The sequence below is a fragment of the Streptomyces sp. NPDC029216 genome, from assembly GCF_040648015.1.
Classification (GTDB): Bacteria; Actinomycetota; Actinomycetes; order Streptomycetales; family Streptomycetaceae; genus Streptomyces.
In genome coordinates this window covers 1-21421 of record NZ_JBEZWL010000095.1, presented here as the reverse complement: position 1 = coordinate 21421, position 21421 = coordinate 1, and the positions used below count along the sequence as shown (strand labels likewise).

Annotated in this window: 20 protein-coding genes; 11 read left to right on the top strand and 9 right to left on the bottom strand. The window is 73.3% G+C overall.

The features are described 5' to 3' along the window. Positions 1-22: 22 nt before the first annotated feature. A complete protein-coding gene (locus AB0F18_RS27475; RefSeq protein WP_362065263.1) occupies positions 23-526 on the bottom strand; it encodes an NUDIX domain-containing protein in 504 nt (167 codons plus the stop codon). Between AB0F18_RS27475 and AB0F18_RS27470 the strand changes: the two genes are divergently transcribed. Continuing rightward, positions 501-2234 carry an FAD-dependent oxidoreductase gene (locus AB0F18_RS27470; RefSeq protein ID WP_362065260.1) on the top strand — a complete coding sequence of 578 codons (1734 nt, stop codon included), beginning with the start codon at positions 501-503 and terminating at the stop codon, positions 2232-2234. The genes AB0F18_RS27475 and AB0F18_RS27470 overlap by 26 nt on opposite strands. Here AB0F18_RS27470 and AB0F18_RS27465 read toward each other — a convergent pair. Next, the gene (locus AB0F18_RS27465) at positions 2198-3265 is read right to left on the bottom strand and encodes an ATP-dependent DNA ligase (protein ID WP_362065257.1); all 1068 of its coding nucleotides are present in this window, start codon (positions 3263-3265) and stop codon (positions 2198-2200) included. The two genes, AB0F18_RS27470 and AB0F18_RS27465, sit on opposite strands and share 37 nt — an antisense overlap. A 75-nt stretch (positions 3266-3340) precedes the next feature. Here AB0F18_RS27465 and ligD point away from each other — a divergent pair, with 75 nt between their 5' ends. Further along, positions 3341-4372, top strand: coding sequence for a non-homologous end-joining DNA ligase (gene ligD, locus AB0F18_RS27460; protein WP_362065254.1), 1032 nt, complete (start codon positions 3341-3343; stop codon positions 4370-4372). A 110-nt stretch (positions 4373-4482) separates the two neighbouring features. On the opposite strand, the gene AB0F18_RS27455 is transcribed toward ligD, so the two are convergent. Next, on the bottom strand, positions 4483-5424 hold the full coding sequence (locus AB0F18_RS27455) for a GDSL-type esterase/lipase family protein (protein WP_362065251.1): 942 nt from the start codon (positions 5422-5424) through the stop codon (positions 4483-4485). A 115-nt stretch (positions 5425-5539) separates the two neighbouring features. Here AB0F18_RS27455 and AB0F18_RS27450 point away from each other — a divergent pair, with 115 nt between their 5' ends. Beyond that, on the top strand, positions 5540-5776 hold the full coding sequence (locus AB0F18_RS27450; RefSeq protein ID WP_362065248.1) for a WhiB family transcriptional regulator: 237 nt from the start codon (positions 5540-5542) through the stop codon (positions 5774-5776). 140 nt (positions 5777-5916) lie between these two features. Here AB0F18_RS27450 and AB0F18_RS27445 read toward each other — a convergent pair whose 3' ends face one another. From AB0F18_RS27445 to AB0F18_RS27430, 4 genes are all read right to left on the bottom strand, one after another. Beyond that, entirely contained in the window at positions 5917-6888 is a 972-nt protein-coding gene (locus AB0F18_RS27445; protein WP_362065245.1) for an acyl-ACP desaturase, read from the bottom strand. A gap of 240 nt (positions 6889-7128) precedes the next feature. Further along, positions 7129-8775, bottom strand: a complete 1647-nt coding sequence (locus tag AB0F18_RS27440) for an ABC-F family ATP-binding cassette domain-containing protein (RefSeq protein WP_362065242.1) — start codon at positions 8773-8775, stop codon at positions 7129-7131. 213 nt (positions 8776-8988) lie between these two features. After that, on the bottom strand, positions 8989-9405 hold the full coding sequence (locus tag AB0F18_RS27435) for an SsgA family sporulation/cell division regulator (RefSeq protein WP_045947605.1): 417 nt from the start codon (positions 9403-9405) through the stop codon (positions 8989-8991). A gap of 179 nt (positions 9406-9584) precedes the next feature. Further along, positions 9585-10025, bottom strand: coding sequence for a (4Fe-4S)-binding protein (locus AB0F18_RS27430; RefSeq protein ID WP_362065239.1), 441 nt, complete (start codon positions 10023-10025; stop codon positions 9585-9587). A 74-nt stretch (positions 10026-10099) separates the two neighbouring features. Here AB0F18_RS27430 and AB0F18_RS27425 point away from each other — a divergent pair, with 74 nt between their 5' ends. Then, positions 10100-11206, top strand: coding sequence for an oxidoreductase (locus AB0F18_RS27425; RefSeq protein ID WP_362065236.1), 1107 nt, complete (start codon positions 10100-10102; stop codon positions 11204-11206). Positions 11207-11349: 143 nt separating this feature from the next. On the opposite strand, the gene AB0F18_RS27420 is transcribed toward AB0F18_RS27425, so the two are convergent. After that, the gene (locus tag AB0F18_RS27420) at positions 11350-11649 is read right to left on the bottom strand and encodes a YciI family protein (protein WP_362065233.1); all 300 of its coding nucleotides are present in this window, start codon (positions 11647-11649) and stop codon (positions 11350-11352) included. Between the two features lie 25 nt (positions 11650-11674). Here AB0F18_RS27420 and AB0F18_RS27415 point away from each other — a divergent pair, with 25 nt between their 5' ends. Together AB0F18_RS27415 and AB0F18_RS27410 are read left to right on the top strand one after the other, a co-directional pair. Continuing rightward, positions 11675-12361: an endonuclease V gene (locus AB0F18_RS27415; RefSeq protein WP_362065230.1), complete on the top strand. Its 687-nt coding sequence runs from the start codon at positions 11675-11677 to the stop codon at positions 12359-12361. Then, a complete protein-coding gene (locus tag AB0F18_RS27410) occupies positions 12358-13116 on the top strand; it encodes a hypothetical protein (RefSeq protein ID WP_362065227.1) in 759 nt (252 codons plus the stop codon). Before AB0F18_RS27415 ends, AB0F18_RS27410 begins: the two co-directional genes overlap by 4 nt. Here AB0F18_RS27410 and AB0F18_RS27405 read toward each other — a convergent pair. Then, entirely contained in the window at positions 13113-14321 is a 1209-nt protein-coding gene (locus AB0F18_RS27405) for a saccharopine dehydrogenase NADP-binding domain-containing protein (protein ID WP_362065225.1), read from the bottom strand. The two genes, AB0F18_RS27410 and AB0F18_RS27405, sit on opposite strands and share 4 nt — an antisense overlap. Before the next feature lie 235 nt (positions 14322-14556). Here AB0F18_RS27405 and AB0F18_RS27400 point away from each other — a divergent pair, with 235 nt between their 5' ends. Genes AB0F18_RS27400 through AB0F18_RS27380 form a run of 5 tightly spaced genes read left to right on the top strand, consistent with a single transcriptional unit; the run spans position 14557 to position 21355 of the window. After that, a complete protein-coding gene (locus tag AB0F18_RS27400; protein WP_362065222.1) occupies positions 14557-15693 on the top strand; it encodes a CaiB/BaiF CoA-transferase family protein in 1137 nt (378 codons plus the stop codon). After that, positions 15693-16718 (top strand): LLM class F420-dependent oxidoreductase, encoded by a 1026-nt coding sequence (locus tag AB0F18_RS27395; RefSeq protein WP_362065219.1) that lies wholly within the window; start codon positions 15693-15695, stop codon positions 16716-16718. The genes AB0F18_RS27400 and AB0F18_RS27395 overlap by 1 nt, the downstream gene beginning before the upstream one ends. Before the next feature lie 9 nt (positions 16719-16727). Beyond that, entirely contained in the window at positions 16728-17870 is a 1143-nt protein-coding gene (locus AB0F18_RS27390; RefSeq protein ID WP_362065216.1) for an acyl-CoA dehydrogenase family protein, read from the top strand. Between the two features lie 50 nt (positions 17871-17920). Further along, positions 17921-19135 (top strand): acetyl-CoA C-acetyltransferase, encoded by a 1215-nt coding sequence (locus tag AB0F18_RS27385; RefSeq protein WP_362065213.1) that lies wholly within the window; start codon positions 17921-17923, stop codon positions 19133-19135. Between the two features lie 45 nt (positions 19136-19180). Beyond that, the gene (locus tag AB0F18_RS27380; RefSeq protein WP_362065210.1) at positions 19181-21355 is read left to right on the top strand and encodes a 3-hydroxyacyl-CoA dehydrogenase NAD-binding domain-containing protein; all 2175 of its coding nucleotides are present in this window, start codon (positions 19181-19183) and stop codon (positions 21353-21355) included. Positions 21356-21421 lie beyond the last annotated feature (66 nt).

Sequence of the window (21421 nt, the reverse complement as noted above, 5' to 3'; positions counted from 1 at the left end):
GGGCCGGTCGGCTTCCTGCGGATCAGGCCCGGCCGGCCGGGCGGTCGACCGGGTAGTCGTGCCAGGAGGCGCGGGGCAGGGCCGGGAGGTCGGGGCGCCAGGCGTGCAGGACCCCCGCCGAGGGGCCGTAGAGCGCCTCCGGGATCTCCTCCGGGGCGAACCAGCGCCACTGGGCGATCTTGTGCGGCTCGGTCACGGCCGGAGTGCCCTCGGCGGAGCGGGTGAGGGCGGCCGCCGTCAGCCGGGTCACGCCGGTGTCCGCGGTGGAGATCTGGACGGACAGCACCTCGACGGCACCGGGGGCGGTGCGCAGGGACGTCTCCTCGGCGAGCTCGCGGGCGGCGGCCTGCTCGAAGCCCTCCGTGGGGTCGACCTTGCCGCCGGGCAGTTCCCAGCGCCCGTCGTGCGCCTGGCCGAGCAGTACCCGGCCGTCGGGGCCGAGCACGATCAGGCCGACGCCGACGACGGCGTTGGGCTGGGGGACGGCCCGGTGGGGCCCGGTGGCTTCGTGGTTCCGGTGCGTCACGCGGGCCATTGTCCCATTCGGCGCTGCGGCCCGACGGCGTGTCAGGCCGGTGCGGGGGCGGGCCCGTCGGCCCGTCGGACGGGTGTGCGAGTTTCGGCCAGGGGTCGTGCGTGCAGGCTCTGTCGGTCTGATCGTCGTACGTACGTCGGTTCGGGGGCGCGCAATGGCACATGTGCTGGTGATCGGCGGCGGGGTGGCGGGGCTGGCGACGGCCCTGCTCGCGGCCCGGAGGGGGCACACCGCGGAGGTCTTCGAACGGGACCCCCGGGCCGCCGGCTCCGCCCTCGACCGGGACTTCTTCGACTGGCACCGGCCGGGCGTCCCCCAGGCGGCCCAGCCGCACGTCCTGCTCGGCGCCGCCCGTGCGGTGCTCCGGACCGAGCTGCCCGACGTGTACGCCGAGATGCTCCGGCTCGGTGCCCGCGAGCGGCACGAGCTGGACTGGTTCGACGTCCGGCCGTCCGCGCTGCCCGGCGACGAGGACCTGGTGCTGCTCCAGGCCCGGCGCATCGTGCTGGAGAGCGCGCTGACCACCGCCCTGCGCGCGGAGCCGGGCGCGGTGGTGCGCTACGGGCAGCCGGTCACCGCGCTGACCACGGCCGGGGGGCCGGCGGCGGGGCCGGTGCCCCGGATCACGGGGGTGGGTACGCCGGGCGGCACCTACGCGGGCGACCTCGTGGTGGACGCGGCCGGCCGGCGCGGCGGCTCGGCCCCGCTGCTGGCCGCGGCCGGCTGCCGCCCGGGAACCGTCGAGCGGCACCGTACGGGCCTCGCGTACTTCTGCCGCTGGTACCGGCTGCCCGACGGCGTGGACGAGGGGCCCCGCCGGCCCTGGACGGTGACCGGCGGGGCCTTCGCGGGCTGCGCCGTCTTCCCGTCCGACAACGGGGTCTTCGCCGTGACCGTGTTCGCGCACACCGGCGACCCCACCCGGGCCGCCCTGCGCGATCCGGCCGTCTTCGAGGCCGCCGCCCGGACCTTCCCGCCCGGCGCGGCCTGGCTGGGGCTCGGCGCCGAGCCGCTCTCGGGGGTGCTGGCCACCGCCGGCCTGGACAACCGGTGGAGCCCGCCGGCCGACGGGCGGGGCCCGGTGGTGAACGGGATGGTCCCGGTCGGCGACGCCCTCACCCACACCAACCCGACCCTGGGCCAGGGGACCTCGCTCGCGCTGTGGGCGGCCGGCCGGGTGGCCCGGACGGCCCACCTCGACCCGGGCTCTCCCGGCTTCGCCGCCGGGTACCACGCCTGGGCGCTGCGCACGCTGAAGCCCTGGTTCGACTACCAGGTCGGCGCGGACGCGGCCGTCGGCGAGCGGCTCGCGGCCGGGGCGGAGGAGGCCGCGGCGGGGGCGACCCTGGGGGGTGGGGCCGGGCCGGCCGGGGCGGGCCGGCCCGGCCGTGCGGAGCGGGTGCGGGAGGCGGCCGCGCTGTTCGAATGCGCGCTGGAGGATCCGGAGGTGATGCGGGCACGGGCCAGGGTCCGGCACCTGGCCGAAGCGCCCGGGCGGGCCTACGCGGACCCCGCGGTCCGGGCGAGGGTGGCGCGCTGGCTCGCGGACCGGCCGGGCTGGACCCCCAACGCGATGGGACCGGACCGCCCGGAATGGGAGAGGCTCACGGCCGGTGCTGGTCCCGCTGTGGGGGCCGGGGCCGAGGTGGGGGCCGGGGCCGTTCAGCCCGCGGTGCCCAGTACCTCGGCCAGGTCGTAGCCGACGACCTCCTCCAGTTGCGCGTACGTACAGCTCTCCGGCTCCCGGTCGGGCCGCCAGCGGACGAACTGCGCGGTGTGCCGGAAGCGGTCGCCCTCCATGTGGTCGTACTTCACCTCGCAGACGCGCTCGGGGCGCAGCGGCACCCACGACAGGTCCTTCTTCCCCGTCCAGCGGCTCTGGGCGCCGGGCAGCCGGGCGCTCTCGTGGGCGGACTCCTCGGTCCAGGACGCCCAGGGGTGCCCCTCGGCGTCCGGCATCCGCAGGGGTTCGAGCTCCTCGACGAGCTCGGCGCGGCGCTTCATGGGGAAGGCGGCGCAGACCCCCACGTGCTGGAGCGCGCCGTGGCCGTCGTACAGGCCGAGGAGCAGTGATCCGATGATCGGACCGCTCTTGTGGAAACGGAAACCGGCGAGGACGACGTCGGCCGTACGCTCGTGCTTGATCTTGAACATCAGGCGGGTGTCGGGCCGGTAGGGGAGGTCGAGGGGTTTCGCGACGACTCCGTCCAGCCCGGCGCCTTCGAACCGCTCGAACCACTCCCGCGCGAGCGCGGGGTCGGTGGTCGCGGGCGCGAGGTGCACGGGGGGACGGGCTGTGGAGAGTGCGCGGACCAGGGCGCTGCGGCGGTCGGCGAGCGGGGTGTCGAGGAGGGCCTCGTCACCGAGGGCGAGCAGATCGAAGGCGACGAAGCTGGCCGGGGTGGTCTCGGCGAGCAGCCTCACCCGGGAGGCGGCGGGGTGGATCCGTTCGGTCAGCCGGTCGAAGTCGAGCCGCCCGTCGTGGACGATCACGATCTCCCCGTCGACGACGCAGCGGGGCGGCAGGTTCTCCTTCAGCGCCGCCACCAGCTCGGGGAAGTACCGGTTCAGGCTCTTGCCGGTGCGGCTGCCGACCTCGACCTCGTCCCCGTCGCGGTGGACGATGGCCCGGAAGCCGTCCCACTTGGCCTCGTACTGCATGCCGGGCGGGATCTTCGCCACGGACTTGGCGAGCATCGGCTTCACGGGCGGCATCACCGGCAGATCCATGCCCTCGATTCTGCGGTGGTACGTCCGGGCCCGCTCGGTGTGCGCGTCCGCCCGCGCCCGCCTAACGTGGCGCCCATGGGAGCTGGCGCGGGTGGTGCGATCGAGCTCGTCGCGGGCGGGCGGGCGGTACGCCTGTCCAGCCCGGACAAGGTGTACTTCCCGGAGCGCGGGCTCACGAAGCGGGACGTCGCCGAGTACTACCTGGCCGTCGCCGACGGGATCACCCGCGCCCTGCGCGACCGCCCCACCACCCTGGAGCGCTACCCGGACGGGGTGGAGGGGGAGTCCTTCTTCCAGAAGCGGGCCCCGAAGAACCTGCCCGACTGGATCCCGACCGCCCACATCGCCTTCCCCAGCGGCCGCAGCGCGGACGAGATCTGCCCCACCGAGCCGGCCGCCGTCCTGTGGGCCGCCAACCTGGGCTGCCTCACCTTCCATCCCTGGCCGGTGCGCCGCGGGGACACCGACCGGCCGGACGAACTGCGCATCGACCTGGACCCGCAGCCGGGCACCGACTACCACCACGCGGTGGCGGCGGCGCACGAACTGCGCGCCCTGCTGGACGAGGTGGGGCTGCGCGGCTGGCCCAAGACCTCGGGCGGCCGCGGGCTGCACGTCTTCGTGCCGATCGAGCCGCGCTGGACCTTCACCGAGGTCCGCCGGTGCGCCATCGCGCTGGGCCGGGAACTGGAGCGGCGGATGCCGGGCAAGGTCACGACGGCCTGGTGGAAGGAGGAACGCGGCGAGCGGATCTTCGTCGACTACAACCAGACCGCCCGCGACCGGACCATCGCCTCCGCCTACTCGGTCCGCCCCCGCCCGCACGCCCCGGTCTCGGCGCCCCTGCGCTGGGAGGAGGTGGACGACGCGGAGCCGCGCGACTTCGACATCGTCACGATGCCGGCCCGCTTCGCCGAACTCGGCGACCTGCACGCCGACATGGACGAGCACGCCTTCAGCCTGGAACCGGTCCTGGAGCTCGCCGCCCGCGACGAACGCGACCACGGCCTGGGCGACATGCCGTACCCCCCGGACTACCCGAAGATGCCGGGCGAACCCAAACGCGTCCAGCCGAGCCGCGCCAAACAGGAGAAGCCCGAGCACTGAACCCCCATAGGCTGCGAAGATGGCCGCCTCCCGCCCCCGCCCCCTCCTGGCCCGGGCGGCAGGCAGGCCCTTCGCCTGGGTGGACGACGAGCTCACCCGGGCCGACCCGGTTACCGGCGCAGGCCGGCCGTGAGGTGGTGGTAGAGGGCCTCGTGGCCTTCCGGGGTGGGGTGGATGCCGTCCGTGAGGAGGGACGGGGCGCCGTGCAGGGGCTCCCAGGCGTCGAGGTAGTCGACGTGGTGCTCGGTGCACCACGTGCGCAGGGTTTCGCGCAGGGTCAGGGCGCGGGACTCGGTGAAGCGCAGGCCCTCGTAGTCGGCGGTGCGGGATTCGTCCAGCCAGGCGGGGCCGAGGACGACGAGGCGGGCGTTGTGGTCCCGGGCCGCGGCGGACAGGGCGGCGAGGCTGTCCGCGAGGTGCGCGAGGCCGTCCGGGGACGGCTGCCCGGCGGCGAGCGGTACGGCCGAGTCGTTGATGCCGGCGGCGACCAGGAGGGTGTCCGGGCGGCGCGGGCCGAGGAGGGCGGGGGTCTGCCCGGCCACGTCGGCCAGGGTGCTGCCCGGGATGGCCAGGTTGAAGACCCGGTGGTCCAGCTCGTTCTCCGCGATGTGGCCGGCCGCGAGCCGGGCCGCCCAGCCGCCCTGCGGATCGCAGCGCCCGTAGGCGATGCTGTCGCCCACGATCACGATCCGCGCCGCCGAGCGCAGCGGGTCCGCGTCCAGGTAGGCCCAGGCGCTCTCCCCGGAGGAGAGGAGCACCCGCCGGCGGACGTAGTCGTCCACCTCGTAGGCGTCGGCGGCGGCGAGCTCCTCCTCGGTGAGGCGCAGGACCGCTCCCTCGACGACGGAGCCGAGCCGGCACTCCAGGGTCAGGTGGACGTCGAGGCCGCTGGCGGCGATCACGTCCGGGTCGGTGATCTTCAGGGGCCGGGTCGTGTAGCCGACCAGCGAGGCCGGGGAGCTGGGCACGGTCCGGCCGAAGAGGGCGGTCTGGACACGTTCGTCCCTCAGCGTGCCGAAGGAGAACAGGGCGTGGGGTCGTGACTCGGTCACCGTGTGGGCCAAGGCCTTTCTTCAACGAATGATCATCACTTCACCCTATCGGCCGGTCGGCCGGTGTTGATCAGGCGTTGATCGGACGTCCATCGCCCGCCTCCAGGATCGCCGCATGTCGATGAACACCACCACCGCCCCCGCCTGGTACGACCTCGCACTGTGCGCCCAGACGGGCCCGAGCTTCTTCTTCCCGGAGCCCGGATCCTCCCTCCAGGACGCGAAGCGGCTGTGCGGGGCGTGCGAGGGCCGGGCGGCGTGCCTGGAGTACGCCCTCGCCAACGACGAGCGCTTCGGCGTCTGGGGCGGGCTCTCGGAGACGGAGCGGCTGGCCCTGCGCCGGCGCGGCTGACCGCACGGCGCGGCGGACCGTACGGCGCGGCTGACCGTCCGGGTCGGCGGACCGTACGGCGCGGCCGCCCGGGTCCGGACGCCGCGAACCCCCGGCGGAGCGGGGGCTCCACCGGGGGTTCGCGGGACGGACTGCGGGGCTCAGCCCTTGCGGGCCGCCATGCGCGCGGCGCGCGCGGCCAGCCGCTCGTCGAACTTGCGCGCCTCGGAGTCCAGGCCGTTCATGAAGAGCCCGAGCTCCTCCTGGGCCTTCTGCCCCTCCGGGCCCAGACCGTCGATGTCCATGATCTTGAGGAAGCGGATCACGGGGCTCAGCACGTCGTCGTGGTGGATCCGCAGGTTGTAGACCCCGCCGATCGCCATCTGCGCGGCCATCCGCTCGAAGCCGGGCATGCCGTGTCCGGGCATCCGGAAGTTGACGACCACGTCGCGCACGGCCTGCATCGTCAGGTCCGGGGCGAGCTCGAAGGCCGCGCCCAGAAGGTTCCGGTAGAAGATCATGTGCAGGTTCTCGTCCTGCGCGATGCGGGCCAGCATGCGGTCGCAGACCGGGTCACCGGACTGGTGGCCGGTGTTGCGGTGCGAAATGCGGGTCGCGAGCTCCTGGAAGGCCACGTACGCCACCGAGTGCAGCATCGAGTGGCTGTTGTCGGACTCGAAACCCTCCGACATGTGCTGCATCCGGAACGCTTCCAGCTTGTCCGGGTCCACGGCGCGCGAGGCGAGCAGGTAGTCGCGCATCACGATGCCGTGACGGCCCTCCTCGGCCGTCCAGCGGTGCACCCAGGTGCCCCAGGCGCCGTTGCGGCCGAACAGGGTCGCGATCTCGTGGTGGTAGCTGGGGAGGTTGTCCTCGGTCAGCAGGTTGACGACCAGCGCGATCTTGCCGATGTCCGTGACCTTGGACTGCTGCGGGTCCCAGGCCTCGCCGTCCTCGAAGAAGCCGGGGAAGTTCCGGCCGTCGCTCCACGGGACGTACTCGTGGGGCATCCAGTCCTTGGTGACCTTCAGATGGCGGTTCAGTTCCTTTTCGACCACCTCTTCCAGCGCGTACAGCAGCTTGGCGTCGGTCCACGCCTCCGAGCTGCCGAGGTGGGGAGAGGTGATCGTCACGGGTACTCCTGGGTGCAAAGCGAATTACCTACGGTTCCGTAGCCTACGGTCTCGTAGGTTAAGTGCGACATCAGGGCCCGCCAAGCCCCAGCCATGGTTCTGTCCGGCTACATCCGGTTATCTATGCAGTTGGAGGGGCTGGCAGGGGCCTCCACAAGGGCGAGAATCACGCCAGAAGGTGGTCAGCCCCTCCGGCCTTGACGGCCGAAGGGGCTGGGGGTGCCGGGAGGGACCCGGGGATCAGTCCTGCCAGAGCGAGGCGCGGACCTCCTCGGCCGTGGTCGCCCGCAGCCCCCGCTCGGGGTCGAGCAGCAGCCACCGGGTGATCCCCAGCGTCTCCAGGAACGGCACGTCGTGGCTCGCGACCAGCAGTGCGCCCTCGTACGACTCCAGCGCCTCGCCGAGCTGGCGAACGCTCGCAAGGTCCAGGTTGTTCGTCGGCTCGTCCAGCATCAGCAGCTGCGGAGCCGGCTCCGCCAGCAGCAGCGCCGCGAGCGCCGCCCGGAACCGCTCGCCGCCCGAGAGGGTGCCGGCCGCCCGGTCCGCCCGGGCGCCCCGGAACAGGAAGTGCGCGAGACGCGCCCGGATCAGGTTGTTCGAGGCGTGCGGCGCGAACCGCGCCACGTTCTCCACCACCGAGCGCTCGTCGTCCAGGACGTCCAGCCGCTGCGGCAGGAAACGCGCCTGGACGTGCGTCACCGCCTCGCCCGACACGGGCGGCAGCAGTCCGGCGACCGTCCGCAGCAGTGTCGTCTTGCCGGAGCCGTTGGCGCCGACCAGCGCGATCCGCTCCGGGCCGCGCACCTCCCACTCGCCCTCCACCGCGGCCCCGTGGGCCAGGCGCAGATCGCTGAGGGTCAGCACCCGTCGGCCCGGCGGAACCTGCGTGGCGGGCAGCTGGATGCGGATCGCGGCGTCGTCGCGCACCGCCTCCACCGCCTGGTCGAGGCGCTCGCGGGCGTCCGCCAGCTTCTCGGCGTGCATCGTGCGGTGCTTGCCCGCCGACTCCTGGGCGGCGCGCTTGCGCGAGTTCATCACGATCTTCGGCTCGCGCTTGGTGTCGTACATCTTCTGCGCGTACCGCGTGCGGCGGGCCAACTTGACATGCGCTTCGGCCAGTTCGCGCTTCTGGCGCTGTACGTCGGCCTCCGCGACCCGGACCATCCGCTCGGCCGACTCCTGCTCGGCGGCGAGCATCCGCTCGTAGTCGCCGTAGTTCCCGCCGTACCAGCGGACTTCACCGTCGCGCAGGTCGGCGATCTGGTCGACCCGCTCCAGCAGCTCCCGGTCGTGGCTGACCAGGATCATCACCCCGGACCAGGACTCGACGGCCGCGTACAGGCGGCGCCGGGCCCTCAGGTCCAGGTTGTTGGTGGGCTCGTCGAGCAGCAGGACGTCCGGCCGGGCCAGCAGCAGGGCCGCCAGCCGCAGCAGGACGCACTCGCCGCCCGACAGCTCGCCGACGGTGCGGTCCAGTCCGATCCGGGCGAGCCCGAGCTGGTCGAGCACGGCCAGGGCCCGCTCCTCCACGTCCCAGTCGTCGCCGACGGCGGCGAAGTTGGCCTCGGTGGCCTCACCCGCCTCGATGGCGTGCAGGGCCGTACGGGCCGCGCGGATGCCGAGCGCCTCGTCGACGCGGAGCGCGGTGTCGAGGGTGGCGTCCTGGGGGAGGTAGCCGATGGTGCCGGCCACGGAGACCTGCCCGTCGGACGGGGTCAGGACGCCCGCGACGAGCTTCAACAGGGTGGACTTCCCGCAGCCGTTGAGCCCGATCAGGCCGGTGCGGCCGGGGCCGACGGTCCACTGGAACCCCTCGAAGGCGGGGGTTCCGTCGGGCCAGTCGAAGGAGAGGGCGGAGCAGGTGACAAAAGTAGGGGCATGACTCATGGAGGCCTCCAGGTTGCGTGATTGGTGCGTGCAACGCGGGGAGACAGCCGACTGTCACAAGGATGTGGGTGTGGTGGTCGGTGTCTCGGACCTCAGAAGAGCAACGGCCTACTCCGTTTCGACGGCGGTGTGGGGGCGCCTCCCGGCGGTGGCCGGGGGAACGTTGACGAAGTTACGGGCGGCCGGAGCCGCCCGCAACCGAATAAAGCGCTCTCAGCAGGAGCCGCGCATCAGCTCGTCCAGGCTGTGGTCCATGTCCAGGTAGCGGTGCTCCAGCCCCGGCGGGACGAGCTCGCGGGAACGCTCCAGGAATCTCTGGATCTCGGCCGTGGTCATCAGCACGATCGCCACACCCTCCGGCGCGTGGAACTCGACCGTGGTCCGGTCCCCGTCGTACGGGCGCACGCGGACGTCGCCGCAGCCGGCCGGGTGCTGGATCCCGGACATCAGCAGCTCGCGCGCGAAGGTCCACGAGACCTCCACGCCCTCCAGCGTGGCGAGGGCGGGGAACGCCATGCGGACGGCGAAGGGATCCGAGCGGTCGTAGCAGAGGGTGACGGGGACGGTCTCGACCTTCGGGGCGGTGGCGACCAGTCGTGCCTGTACGGCCTGCTCGATGACAGTGATCAAGGCTCGCTCCCTTGCAGCGGATCTGCTGCCGGGCTGTGGGGTGGAACCCGGCAACCGGATAGACGCCGGAATCGGCAAATCCGTGCAGGGCGGATGACGTGAGCTGCGTCACCGATTGGCCAGATCTCGCCCGTCTGATCGCACAGAGTGACCGGACGGGTGGTGTGGGAGAGGGACCGTCACTCCTTCCCGCAGGCCCCGGAGTGATCGCAATAAGGCTGGTTACCGCTCACTCCACAGGCGCAAAGCACCGCCCTGGTCTCCTCCCGGACCCCTCCTCCCGGGACGGTCACGCTCAGTTCCCCCCGCAGGAACAGTTGGCCGAAGGGCGACCGTACGACGGTGGTCGGCCGGTCCGGCTCCTCCGGCGGGCCCGCGGCCAAGCGGTACTGGAGCGCCCCGGACGGGCAGCGCCGGACCACCTCGGCGACCCGCTCGGGCGCGGCGCCGTCCGGCTGGATCCACGGGCGCCGTCCGGTGTCGAACACCTCGGGCAGACCGCCCACGCACCGGGCGGCGTGCAGGCACCGGCCGGTGTCGTAGGTGACGGTGATCCCCTCGCCCGCGTACGCCTTGGGCTCTTTCGGTTCCTTCGGCTCGTTCGTCTCCATGGAGGCCATGGGCTCACGGTAGGAACGCGCGGCCGGATACGCACCCTGGACGGTCAAATCCGGGTGCGTTAGCTTCCCGCGCCATGAGACTTCTGGGAGTTGGCATGTGCGCGGCGGCTCTGCTGGTGGCGGTGGCGGCCGCGCCGGCGCAGGCGGACACCGGGGCGGCGGACCTCTCCGCCTCCGGCTTACGGCGAGCGGGCTGGGCCCTCAAGGACACCGGGCCGGCGGCCGCGCAGGGGGTCCGCTTCCGCGGGCTGGCGGCCGTCGGGCACGCCACGGCCTGGGTGGCCGGTTCCAAGGGCACCGTCCTGCGCACCGGCGACGGGGGCCGCAGCTGGCAGGACGTGTCGCCGCCCGGTGCGGTCGCCGAGGGGCTGGAACTGCGCGACATCGAGGCCTTCGACGCGCGGCGGGCGGTGGCCCTGTCCATCGGGGAGGGCGCGGCCTCGCGGATCCTGCGGACCGAGGACGGCGGCGCGAGCTGGACCGAAACCTTCCGCAACCCCGACCCGCGGGCCTTCTACGACTGCCTGACCTTCTTCGACTCCCGGCACGGGCTGGCCGTGAGCGACCCGGTGGACGGGAGGTTCCGGGTCCTGGCCACCGACGACGGCGGGCGCGCCTGGCGGGTGCTGCCCGACGCGGGCATGCCGCAGGCGCTGCCCGGCGAGGCCGGATTCGCCGCGAGCGGGCAGTGCCTGGTGGCCTCCGGGCCGCGCGACGTCTGGCTGGCCACCGGCGGAGGGGCGTCGGCGCGGGTGCTGCACTCCGCCGACCGGGGCCTGACCTGGCGGGTCGCCGACTCCACCGTCCCGGCCGGCGACCCGGCGCGCGGGGTCTTCGCCCTGGCCTTCCGCGACCGTACGACGGGTCTGGCGGTGGGCGGCGACTACCGCACGGGCCAGGCCTCACCGCGGGCCGCGGCCCGCTCCGCCGACGCCGGCCGCACCTGGACCCAGGCCGCCACCCCGCCGCCGGCGTACCGCTCGGGCGCGGCCTGGTACCCGTACGGGCGCACGGTGGCCCTGGCGGTGGGCCCGGCGGGCACGGACGTCACACTGGACGCGGGACGCACCTGGCGGGGGCTGGACGGGGGGTCGTTCGACACCGTCGCCTGCGCGGGGGACGGGGGCTGCTGGGCGGCGGGTGAAAAGGGCCGCGTGGCCCGCTTGGAGCGCAGCCGCTGACCGCTCGGCCCCGGTCCCGCTGCGCGGGGCCGGTCCCTCCCGGCCCTCCGCCCGCTCCTCAGGGGCTCCGCCCCGGACCCCGTACGTGCGCTCGAACTCCCCGGCTACCGCTGGGAGGTACCCCCTGCGCGGGCTGGATTTCGTTACAGCGGAAGGGACTCGCGGACCGCGGCCAGGTCCGAGGAGGTCTTCGTGGCGATGAACTCCGTGATCCGGTACGCGCACACCCCCGCCACCACGAACGGATCCCCGGCCGCGATCGTCTCGACCTCGGCTCGCGAGACCCCGCGGGCCAGGATGACCCCTCCCTCGCGCGGAACCTTGCGCCCCGAGGCGAGGAAGACGCCCGACGCGTAGTGCTCGTCGAGCCAGGCGATGTGCGCGTCCATCTGCTCTTCGACGTCCTCGATGGGCGCGGTGTACATGAGCTCCATGACAAACATGATCGCCAGGCTACTCTCGCACCCCATGACACGTGTGAAGACCCCCGCCGACGAGACCGAGGCCCGGGCGATACAGGACGAACTCCGCAAGCACGTCGTCCTCGACGAGCCCGGGCCCGAGCCCGGCAGCGGGCTCGTCGCCGGAGTCGACGTGGCCTACGACGACGAGCGCGACCTCGTCGCGGCCGCCGCCGTCGTCCTCGACGCCGCCACCCTCGACGTCGTCGCCGAGTCCACGGCCGTCGGGCACGTCAGCTTCCCCTACGTGCCCGGCCTGCTCGCCTTCCGGGAGCTGCCGACCGTCCTCGCCGCCCTGGAGGCGCTCCCCGTCACCCCCGGCCTCGTCGTCTGCGACGGCTACGGCCTCGCCCACCCGCGCGGCTTCGGCCTCGCCTGCCACCTCGGGGTGGTGACGGGGCTGCCGAGCATCGGGGTCGCCAAGAACCCCTTCACCTTCACCTACGAGGAGCCCGGCGCCCCGCGCGGCGAGGCCTCGCCGCTGCTCGCCGCCGACGGCGCCGTCGTCGGCCGGGCGCTGCGCACCCAGCACGGGATCAAGCCGGTGTACGTGTCCGTGGGCCACCGCGTCTCCCTGGACAACGCCTGCGCCCACACCCTCGCGCTGAGCCCCCGCTACCGGCTCCCCGAGACCACCCGGCGCGCCGACTCCCTGTGCCGGCGCGCCCTGCGCGAGGCAGGTGACGGGAGATGACCCGCTCCGGGATCCGGTGGGCGGCCGGACTCGTGCTGCTGGTGTCGGCCGTCGGGTGCGCACGTCCGGCGGGGCCGCACCCGTCGGCTCCGGCAACGCCGCCCGCAACGCCGCCCGCAACGCGGCCGGCACCGCTGTCGGCCGCCGAGCTGCGGACGCACCTGCTGCCCGCGGCCCTGCCGGGCGGCTGGACCTCCAAGGCCGGACCCCCGAGCCGCGAGAGCTCGAAGGGGGCCCCTGCCGCCTCGGCGACGCCCGCCTCCTGCGCGGAGCTGCTGGACGGGCAGAGCGTCGTGGACGCGAGCACGTCGGCGGCGTCCGCGTCCGCGACGGCGATGTTCGGCGGCGGGCACTCCGCCGGGAACGGCGTCATCCCCGGCATGGAGAAGCTCTACTCGTTCCCGGACGGCGGCGCGCACCGGGCGGTGGAGGACATGCGTGCCCTGGTGGACCGCTGCCGGAGCGTGGAGCTGCCGCACGCGCCGGGGGAGCCCGCCGACACGGCCGCCTTCGCCGTCGCCGAAGGTCCCCGGCTCGGGGACGAGAGCCTCGTCGTCCGGGCGACGGTCATGACGGGAGCCGACGGCACGGAACGCGCGGACGCGACCGTCGTCCGCGTGGGGAACGCGCTCGTCGTCATCTCCAGTGTCCTCACGCTGACCCCGGACGAGGCCGCCGCCGTCGCCGGATTCATGCCCAACGCCGTGGCGCAGGTCGGGTCGGACCGTCCCGAGCCCGTCGACCAGGCCCCCTAACGAGCTCGGAGCTCCGCCGCCACCCGGAAGCGGATGCCCGCCTTCTGGAGCCGGGCGGTCAGGGCGTCGCCCATCGCCACCGCCGTGGTGAGCTGCCCGGCGGTGTCGGGAAGGGCGTCGTACGCCAGGCACAGCGCGGACTCCGCCAGCATCTTCGCCGTCTCCCCGTAGCCCGGGTCGCCGCCCGACACCTCGGTGAACACGCGGCGGCCGCCACCCTCCCCGACGAAGCGGACGGTGAACCAGCTGCGGGCGCGCCGCTCCGCGTCCGGGCCGCGGCCCGGTTCCCAACGGGCCGTCAGCCACCGCCGGGCCGCCGGGACCTGTGCCAGCGCGGCCGCAGCGCCCACCGCCGCCGTCCCGCCCAGGGCGACGGGCAGGTGCCGCACGGAGGCGTAGTGCCGGTAGCGGAAGTCGGGCCCGTAGCGCTCCAGCGCGGCCGCCGACCGGGTCACGACCCGGGGGTCCAGGGTCGGCAGCGGCAGCGCCCAGGTCCCGGTCTCCCGGCTGAACCGGGGCGCCCCCACCGGCCCCCGCACCCGGCGCCCCGGCAGCCGGGGCTGGTACAGCCTGCGCTCGCGCGCGGCGGCCAGGGTCTGCGGGCCGCGGCCCAGCGCGGTGAGGGCGGAGGCCAGGGTGCCGCCGGAGGCCAGCGCGGCGGACCGGACGAACCCGTCCACCCGCAGCGGCACCCCGGCCGGCAGCAGGCCCACCGTGAAGTACGCCCCCAGGTCGGCCGGTACGCAGTCGAACCCGCACGCGTGCACCAGCCGCGCCCCCGTCTCCCGGGCCCGCGCGTCGTGCGCGACGTACATCCGGTCGACGAACTCCGGCTCGCCGGTGAGGTCCACGTAGTCGGTGCCCGCCTCGGCGCAGGCCGCGACCAGCTCCGCCCCGTACCAGACGTACGGGCCGACGGTGGTGGCCAGCACCCGCGTGCCGGCGGCCAGTTCCCGCACGGCCGCCGTGTCGGCGGCGTCGGCGCGCAGCAGCGGCAGGCCGGCGCAGGCCGGGTTCAGGGCGGCCAGCCGCTCGCGCAGCCGCTCCAGCTTGCCGGTGTCGCGGCCGGCCAGGGCCCAGCGGCAGCCGGCGGGGGCGTGGACGGCGAGGTACTCGGCGGTCAGGGTCCCGACGAACCCGGTCGCGCCGAAGAGCACGAGGTCGAAGTCCCGCCCCGGACGGTCCCGGTGGACGTGCTCGCTCATGAAACGTTCCTCCCAGCTGGTGTCGGTGGCTGAGGCTAGCGTGGGAGTCGACTGTCCGTGCGGGCAGGTGTGACCTGCGGTAAGTGGGAGGGTTCGATGAAGGCTGCGGGAGCCCGACGCGAGACATTGAGCCAATCGGCTAAGCGCTTGCTCTTGTGCTGAGTGGAACGCGTTCCTAGCATCACTGGTGTTACATCAGTTGTGTCACACACGCACCAGGGACACTGGGGGCTCGATGGCAGGGGCGAAGACAGGGACCGGCCCGCTCGCCGGGGTGCGCGTCGTCGAACTGGCGGGCATCGGGCCCGGCCCGTTCGCCGCCATGCTCCTCGCCGACCTCGGCGCCGACGTCGTGCGCGTCGACCGGCCCGGCGGCGGCGGGCTCGCCATCGATCCGGCCTACGACGTCACCAACCGCAACAAGCGCTCCGTACTGGTCGACCTGAAGTCCGCCGACGGCCCCGCCCGGGTGCTGGAGCTGGCGGAGCGGGCCGACGTACTCATCGAGGGCTTCCGCCCCGGCGTCGCCGAGCGGCTCGGTGTCGGCCCGGAGGACTGTCTCGCCCGCAACCCGAAGCTGGTCTACGGGCGGATGACCGGCTGGGGCCAGGACGGCCCGCTCGCCCACACCGCCGGGCACGACATCGCGTACATCGCCGTCACCGGCGCCCTCGGCATGATCGGCAACCCGGACGAGCCCCCGGCCGTCCCCGCCAACCTGGTCGGGGACTACGCGGGCGGCTCCCTCTACCTGGTCGTCGGCGTGCTCGCCGCCCTCCAGCACGCCCGCACCCCCGGCGGCACCGGCCAGGTCGTCGACGCCGCGATCGTCGACGGCACCGCCCACCTCACCGCCATGATCCACGGCATGGTCGCGGCCGGCGGCTGGCAGGACCGGCGCGGCGCCAACCTCCTCGACGGTGGCTGCCCCTTCTACGGCACCTACGCGACCTCCGACGGCGGCTACATGGCCGTCGGGGCGCTGGAGCAGCAGTTCTACGACACCTTCGTCCAGCTGCTCGGCATCGCGGACGAGGCCCCCGCCCGCAAGGACCTGGCCCGCTGGGGCGAGCTGCGCGAGAGCGTCGCCGCCCGCTTCCGCACCCGTACCCGGGCCGAGTGGACGGAGGTCTTCGAGGGCACCGACGCCTGCGTGGCCCCGGTGCTCTCCCTGGGCGAGGCCCCGCACCACCCGCACCTCGCCGCCCGCTCCACCTTCACCGACTTCGGCGGGATCACCCAGCCCGCCCCCGCACCCCGCTTCTCCGCCACCCCCACCGCCATCGCGAGCGGCCCGGCGCAGCCGGGGGCGGACACCGCATCCGTGGCCCGCGACTGGGACGTGCCGGGCCTGACCGGGAAGGGCGCCTGATGGAACTGTCCATGCTGCTCGACTACGCGGGCGACCCGCGCCGGGCCGCCGACGAGGCCGCGGCGCTGGAGTCGGCGGGCCTCGACGCCGTCTGGGTCGCCGAGGCGTGGGGCTTCGACTCCCCGACGATCATGGGATACCTCGCGGCGCGCACCGAGCGGATGAAGATCGGCTCGGCCATCGTCAACGTCTACTCCCGCACCCCCGCCCTCATCGCCCAGACCGCCGCCGGACTGGACGCGGTATCGGGCGGCCGGGCGCTGCTCGGCCTCGGCGCCTCCGGCCCGCAGGTCGTCGAGGGCTGGCACGGCAAGCCGTACGACAAGCCGCTCGGCCGCACCCGCGAGACCGTCGAGCTGTGCCGGCGGATCTGGCGCCGCGAGACCATCGACCACCACGGCATCACCGACATGCCGCTGCCGCCCGAGCGCGGCGGCCGCCACGGCAAACCGCTGAAGATCCTCACCCGCCCGGTCCGCGACCGGATCCCCGTCTACATCGCCTCCCTCGGCCCGGCCAACGTGGCCCTGACCGCCGAGATCGCCGACGGCTGGCTGCCCACCCTCTTCATCCCCGAGAAGGCGCACGCCGTCTGGGGCGGCGCCCTCGCCGAGGGCGGGGCGAAGCGGCCGGCGGAACTCGGCCCGCTGCAGACCGTCGCCGGCGGCCTGCTGGCCATCGGCGAGGACGCGGCGAAGGCCCGCGACCTGGCGCGTCCCCAGATCGCCCTGTACGTCGGGGGGATGGGCGCGCCCGGCCGGAACTTCTACAACGACCTCGCCGTCGCCTACGGGTACGAGGAGGAGGCCCGCAGGATCCAGGAGCTCTACCTCTCCGGCCGCAAGCGCGACGCCGCGGCCGCCGTCCCCGACGAGTTCTGCGAGCTCATGACCCTCTGCGGGCCCGAGGGTTACGTACGCGAGCGCGTCGAGGCCTTCCGGGAGGCCGGCGTCACCATGCTCAACGTCACACCCGTCGGCCCCGAGCCGGCCCGGCTGATCGAAACCGTCAAGAGCTGGCTCTAGGGGGCCCCGATGCAACGCCGCATCTACGACGCCGACCACGAGGCGTTCCGCCAGACCGTCCGCACCTTCCTCGACAAGGAGGTGCTGCCGCACTACGAGCAGTGGGAGAAGGACGGCATCGTCAGCCGCGAGGCCTGGCGGGCCGCCGGCCGGCAGGGATTGCTGGGCCTGGCCGTCCCGGAGGAGTACGGGGGCGGGGGCAACCCCGACTTCCGCTACGCGGCCGTCCTCGCCGAGGAGTTCACCCGCGCCGGCGCCCCGGGCCTGGCGATCGGCCTGCACAACGACATCATCGGGCCGTACCTGACCTCCCTGGGCACCGAGGAGCAGAAGCGCCGCTGGCTGCCCGGCTTCTGCTCGGGCGAGACCATCACCGCCATCGCGATGACCGAGCCCGGCGCCGGCTCCGACCTCCAGGGCATCCGCACCAGCGCCGAGGACCGCGGCGACCACTGGCTGCTCAACGGCTCCAAGACCTTCATCTCCAACGGCATCCTCGCCGACCTGGTGATCGTCGTCGCCAGGACCACCCCCGAGGGCGGGGCGCACGGCCTGTCGCTGCTGGTCGTCGAGCGCGGCACCGAGGGCTTCGAACGCGGCCGCAACCTCGACAAGATCGGCCAGAAGTCCCAGGACACCGCCGAACTCTTCTTCAACGACGTACGCGTCCCCAAGGAGAACCTCCTCGGCGAGCTCAACGGCGCCTTCGTCCACCTGATGACCAACCTCGCGCAGGAGCGGATGGGCATCGCCATGGCCGCCATCGCGGCCGCCGAACACCTCCTGGAGATCACCACCCGGTACGTCAAGGAGCGCGAGGCCTTCGGCCGCCCGCTGGCCAAGCTCCAGCACATCCGCTTCGAGATCGCCGAGATGGCCACCGAATGCGCGGTCACCCGTACCTTCCTCGACCGCTGCATCACCGACCACGCCAACGGAGAACTGGACCACGTCCACGCCTCCATGGCCAAGTGGTGGGCCACCGAACTCCAGAAGCGGGTCGCCGACCGCTGCCTCCAACTGCACGGCGGCTACGGCTACATGACCGAGTACCGGGTGGCGCGGGCCTTCACCGACGGCCGCATCCAGACCATCTACGGGGGCACGACCGAGATCATGAAGGAGATCATCGGCCGCTCCCTCCTCGGCTGACGCCCCGCCCCTCCCCGACTTCCGCCGGACCTCCCCGAAAGGCAAGACCTGTGAGCACCGAAGCGTACGTGTACGACGCGATCCGCACCCCGCGCGGGCGCGGCAAGGCCAACGGAGCCCTGCACGGCACCAAGCCCATCGACCTGGTCACCGGCCTCATCCACGCCCTGCGCGAGCGCAACGCCGGCCTCGACCCCGCCACCATCGACGACATCGTGCTCGGCGTCGTCGGCCCGGTCGGCGACCAGGGCTCCGACATCGCCCGTATCGCGGCCATCGCCGCCGGCCTCCCCGACACCGTCGCCGGCGTCCAGGAGAACCGCTTCTGTGCCTCCGGCCTGGAAGCCGTCAACCTCGCCGCCGCCAAGGTCCGCTCCGGCTGGGAGGACCTCGTCCTCGCGGGCGGCGTCGAGTCCATGTCCCGCGTCCCCATGGCCTCCGACGGCGGCGCCTGGTTCGCCGACCCCATGACCAACTGGGACACCGGTTTCGTCCCCCAGGGCATCGGCGCCGACCTGATCGCCACCATCGAGGGATTCACCCGGCGCGACGTCGACGAGTACGCCGCCCTCTCCCAGGAGCGGGCCGCGACCGCCATCAAGGAGGGCCGCTTCGCCGGCTCCGTCGTCCCGGTCACCGACCGCAACGGCCTGGTCGTCCTGGACCACGACGAGTTCGTCCGCCCCGGCACCACCGCCGACACCCTCGCGAAGCTCAAGCCCTCCTTCGCCGACATCGGCGACCTCGGCGGCTTCGACGCCGTCGCCCTGCAGAAGTACCACTGGATCGAGAAGATCGACCACGTCCACCACGCCGGCAACTCCTCCGGCATCGTCGACGGAGCCTCCCTCGTCGCCATCGGCACCCGCGAGGCCGGCGAACGCAACGGCCTGCGCCCCCGCGCCCGCATCGTCTCGGCCGCCGTCTCCGGCTCCGAACCCACCATCATGCTCACCGGCCCCGCCCCCGCCACCCGCAAGGCCCTCGCCAAGGCCGGCCTGACCATCGACGACATCGACCTTATCGAGATGAACGAGGCCTTCGCCGGCGTCGTCCTGCGCTTCGTCAAGGACATGGGCGTCTCCCTCGACAAGGTCAACGTCAACGGCGGCGCCATCGCCCTCGGCCACCCGCTCGGCGCCACCGGCGCCATGCTGCTCGGCACCGTCGTCGACGAACTGGAGCGCCAGGACAAGCGCTACGGCCTCGTCACCCTCTGCGTCGGCGGCGGCATGGGCGTCGCCACCATCGTCGAGCGCGTCTGATCCGTCCTGATCCCTGATCCCACCTCTGACACGGAAGTAGCGAACATGAGCGAGTCCACCACGATCCGCTGGGAACAGGACGAGACCGGCGTCGTCACCCTGGTCCTCGACGACCCCAACCAGTCCGCCAACACGATGAACCAGGCCTTCAAGGACTCCATCGCGGCCGTCGCCGACCGCGCCGAGGCCGAGAAGGACTCCATCCGCGGCATCATCTACACCTCCGCCAAGAAGACCTTCTTCGCGGGCGGCGACCTCAAGGACATGATCGGGCTGCGCCCCGAGCACGCCCAGCTCGCCTTCGACACCGGCACCGCGATCAAGCGCTCCCTGCGCCGCATCGAGACCCTCGGCAAGCCCGTCGTGGCCGCCATCAACGGCGCGGCCCTCGGCGGCGGTTACGAGATCTGCCTCGCCTCCCACCACCGCGTCGCCCTCGACGCCCCCGGCTCCAAGATCGGCCTGCCCGAGGTCACCCTCGGCCTGCTCCCGGCCGGCGGCGGCGTCACCCGCACCGTGCGCCTGATGGGCATCGCCGACGCCCTCCTCAAGGTCCTGCTCCAGGGCACCCAGTACAACCCGCAGCGCGCCCTCGACAACGGCCTCGTCCACGAACTGGCCGCCACCCCCGAGGAGATGCTCGCCAAGGCCCGCGCCTTCATCGACGCGAACCCCGAGTCGAAGCAGCCCTGGGACGTCCCCGGCTACAAGATCCCCGGCGGTACGCCGTCCAACCCGCGTTTCGCCGCCAACCTGCCGGCCTTCCCCGCCAACCTCAAGAAGCAGCTGAACGGCGCCCCCTACCCGGCGCCCCGCAACATCCTGGCCTGCGCCGTCGAGGGCACCCAGGTGGACTTCGAGACCGCGCTGACCATCGAGGCCCGCTACTTCACCGAGCTGGTCACCGGCCAGACCGCGAAGAACATGATCCAGGCGTTCTTCTTCGACCTCCAGGCCGTCAACGCCGGCCGCAGCCGCCCCCAGGGCGTCGAGCCGCGCAAGGTCCGCAAGGTGGCCGTCCTCGGCGCCGGCATGATGGGCGCCGGCATCGCCTACTCCTGCGCCCGCGCGGGCATCGAGGTGGTCCTCAAGGACGTCACCCCCGAGGCCGCCGCCAAGGGCAAGGCCTACTCCGAGAAGCTGCTCGACAAGGCACTCGCCAAGGGCCGCACCACCGAGGCCAAGCGCGCCGAGCTGCTGGCCCGGATCACCCCCACCGCCGAAGCCGCCGACCTCGCGGGCTGCGACGCCGTCATCGAGGCCGTCTTCGAGGACACCAGCCTCAAGCACAAGGTGTTCCAGGAGATCCAGGACGTCGTCGCCCCCGACGCGCTGCTCTGCTCCAACACCTCCACCCTGCCCATCACCGGGCTCGCGGAAGGGGTGGCGCGCCCCGCCGACTTCATCGGCCTGCACTTCTTCTCGCCCGTCGACAAGATGCCGCTGGTGGAGATCATCAAGGGCGAGCGCACCGGCGACGAGGCCATCGCCCGCGCCTTCGACCTGGTCCGCCAGATCAACAAGACCCCCATCGTGGTCAACGACTCGCGCGGCTTCTTCACCTCGCGCGTCATCGGCCAGTTCATCAACGAGGGCGTCGCGATGGTCGGCGAGGGCGTCGAGCCCGCCTCGATCGAACAGGCCGCCGCCCAGGCCGGCTACCCGGCCAAGGTGCTCTCCCTGATGGACGAGCTCACCCTCACCCTCCCGCGCAAGATCCGCAACGAGACCCGCAAGGCCTTCGAGGCCGAGGGCCGCGCGTGGACCGAGCACCCGGCCGACACGGTCATCGACCGCATGGTCGACGAGTTCGGCCGCCCCGGCCGCAGCGGCGGCGCCGGCTTCTACGAGTACGACGAGTCCGGCAAGCGCACCCGCATCTGGCCGGGCCTGCGCGAGCACTTCGGCAAGCAGGACGCCGAGCAGATCCCCTTCGAGGACATGAAGGAGCGCATGCTCTTCGCCGAAGCCGTGGACACCGTCCGCTGCCTGGACGAGGGCGTGCTCACCTCCATCGCCGACGCCAACATCGGCTCCATCATGGGCATCGGCTTTCCGGCCTGGACCGGTGGCGTGATCCAGTACATCAACGGCTACGAGGGCGGCCTGCCCGGCTTCGTGGCCCGCGCCCGCGAGCTCGCCGCCGCCTACGGCGAGCGCTTCACCCCGCCGGCCTCCCTGGTCGAGAAGGCCGAGCGCGGGGAGACGTACGCGGACTAGCCGACCAGGCCCTTCCGGGCGTCGGACACGGAAACGGGGCCACCCCGGGGACCTCCCCGGGGTGGC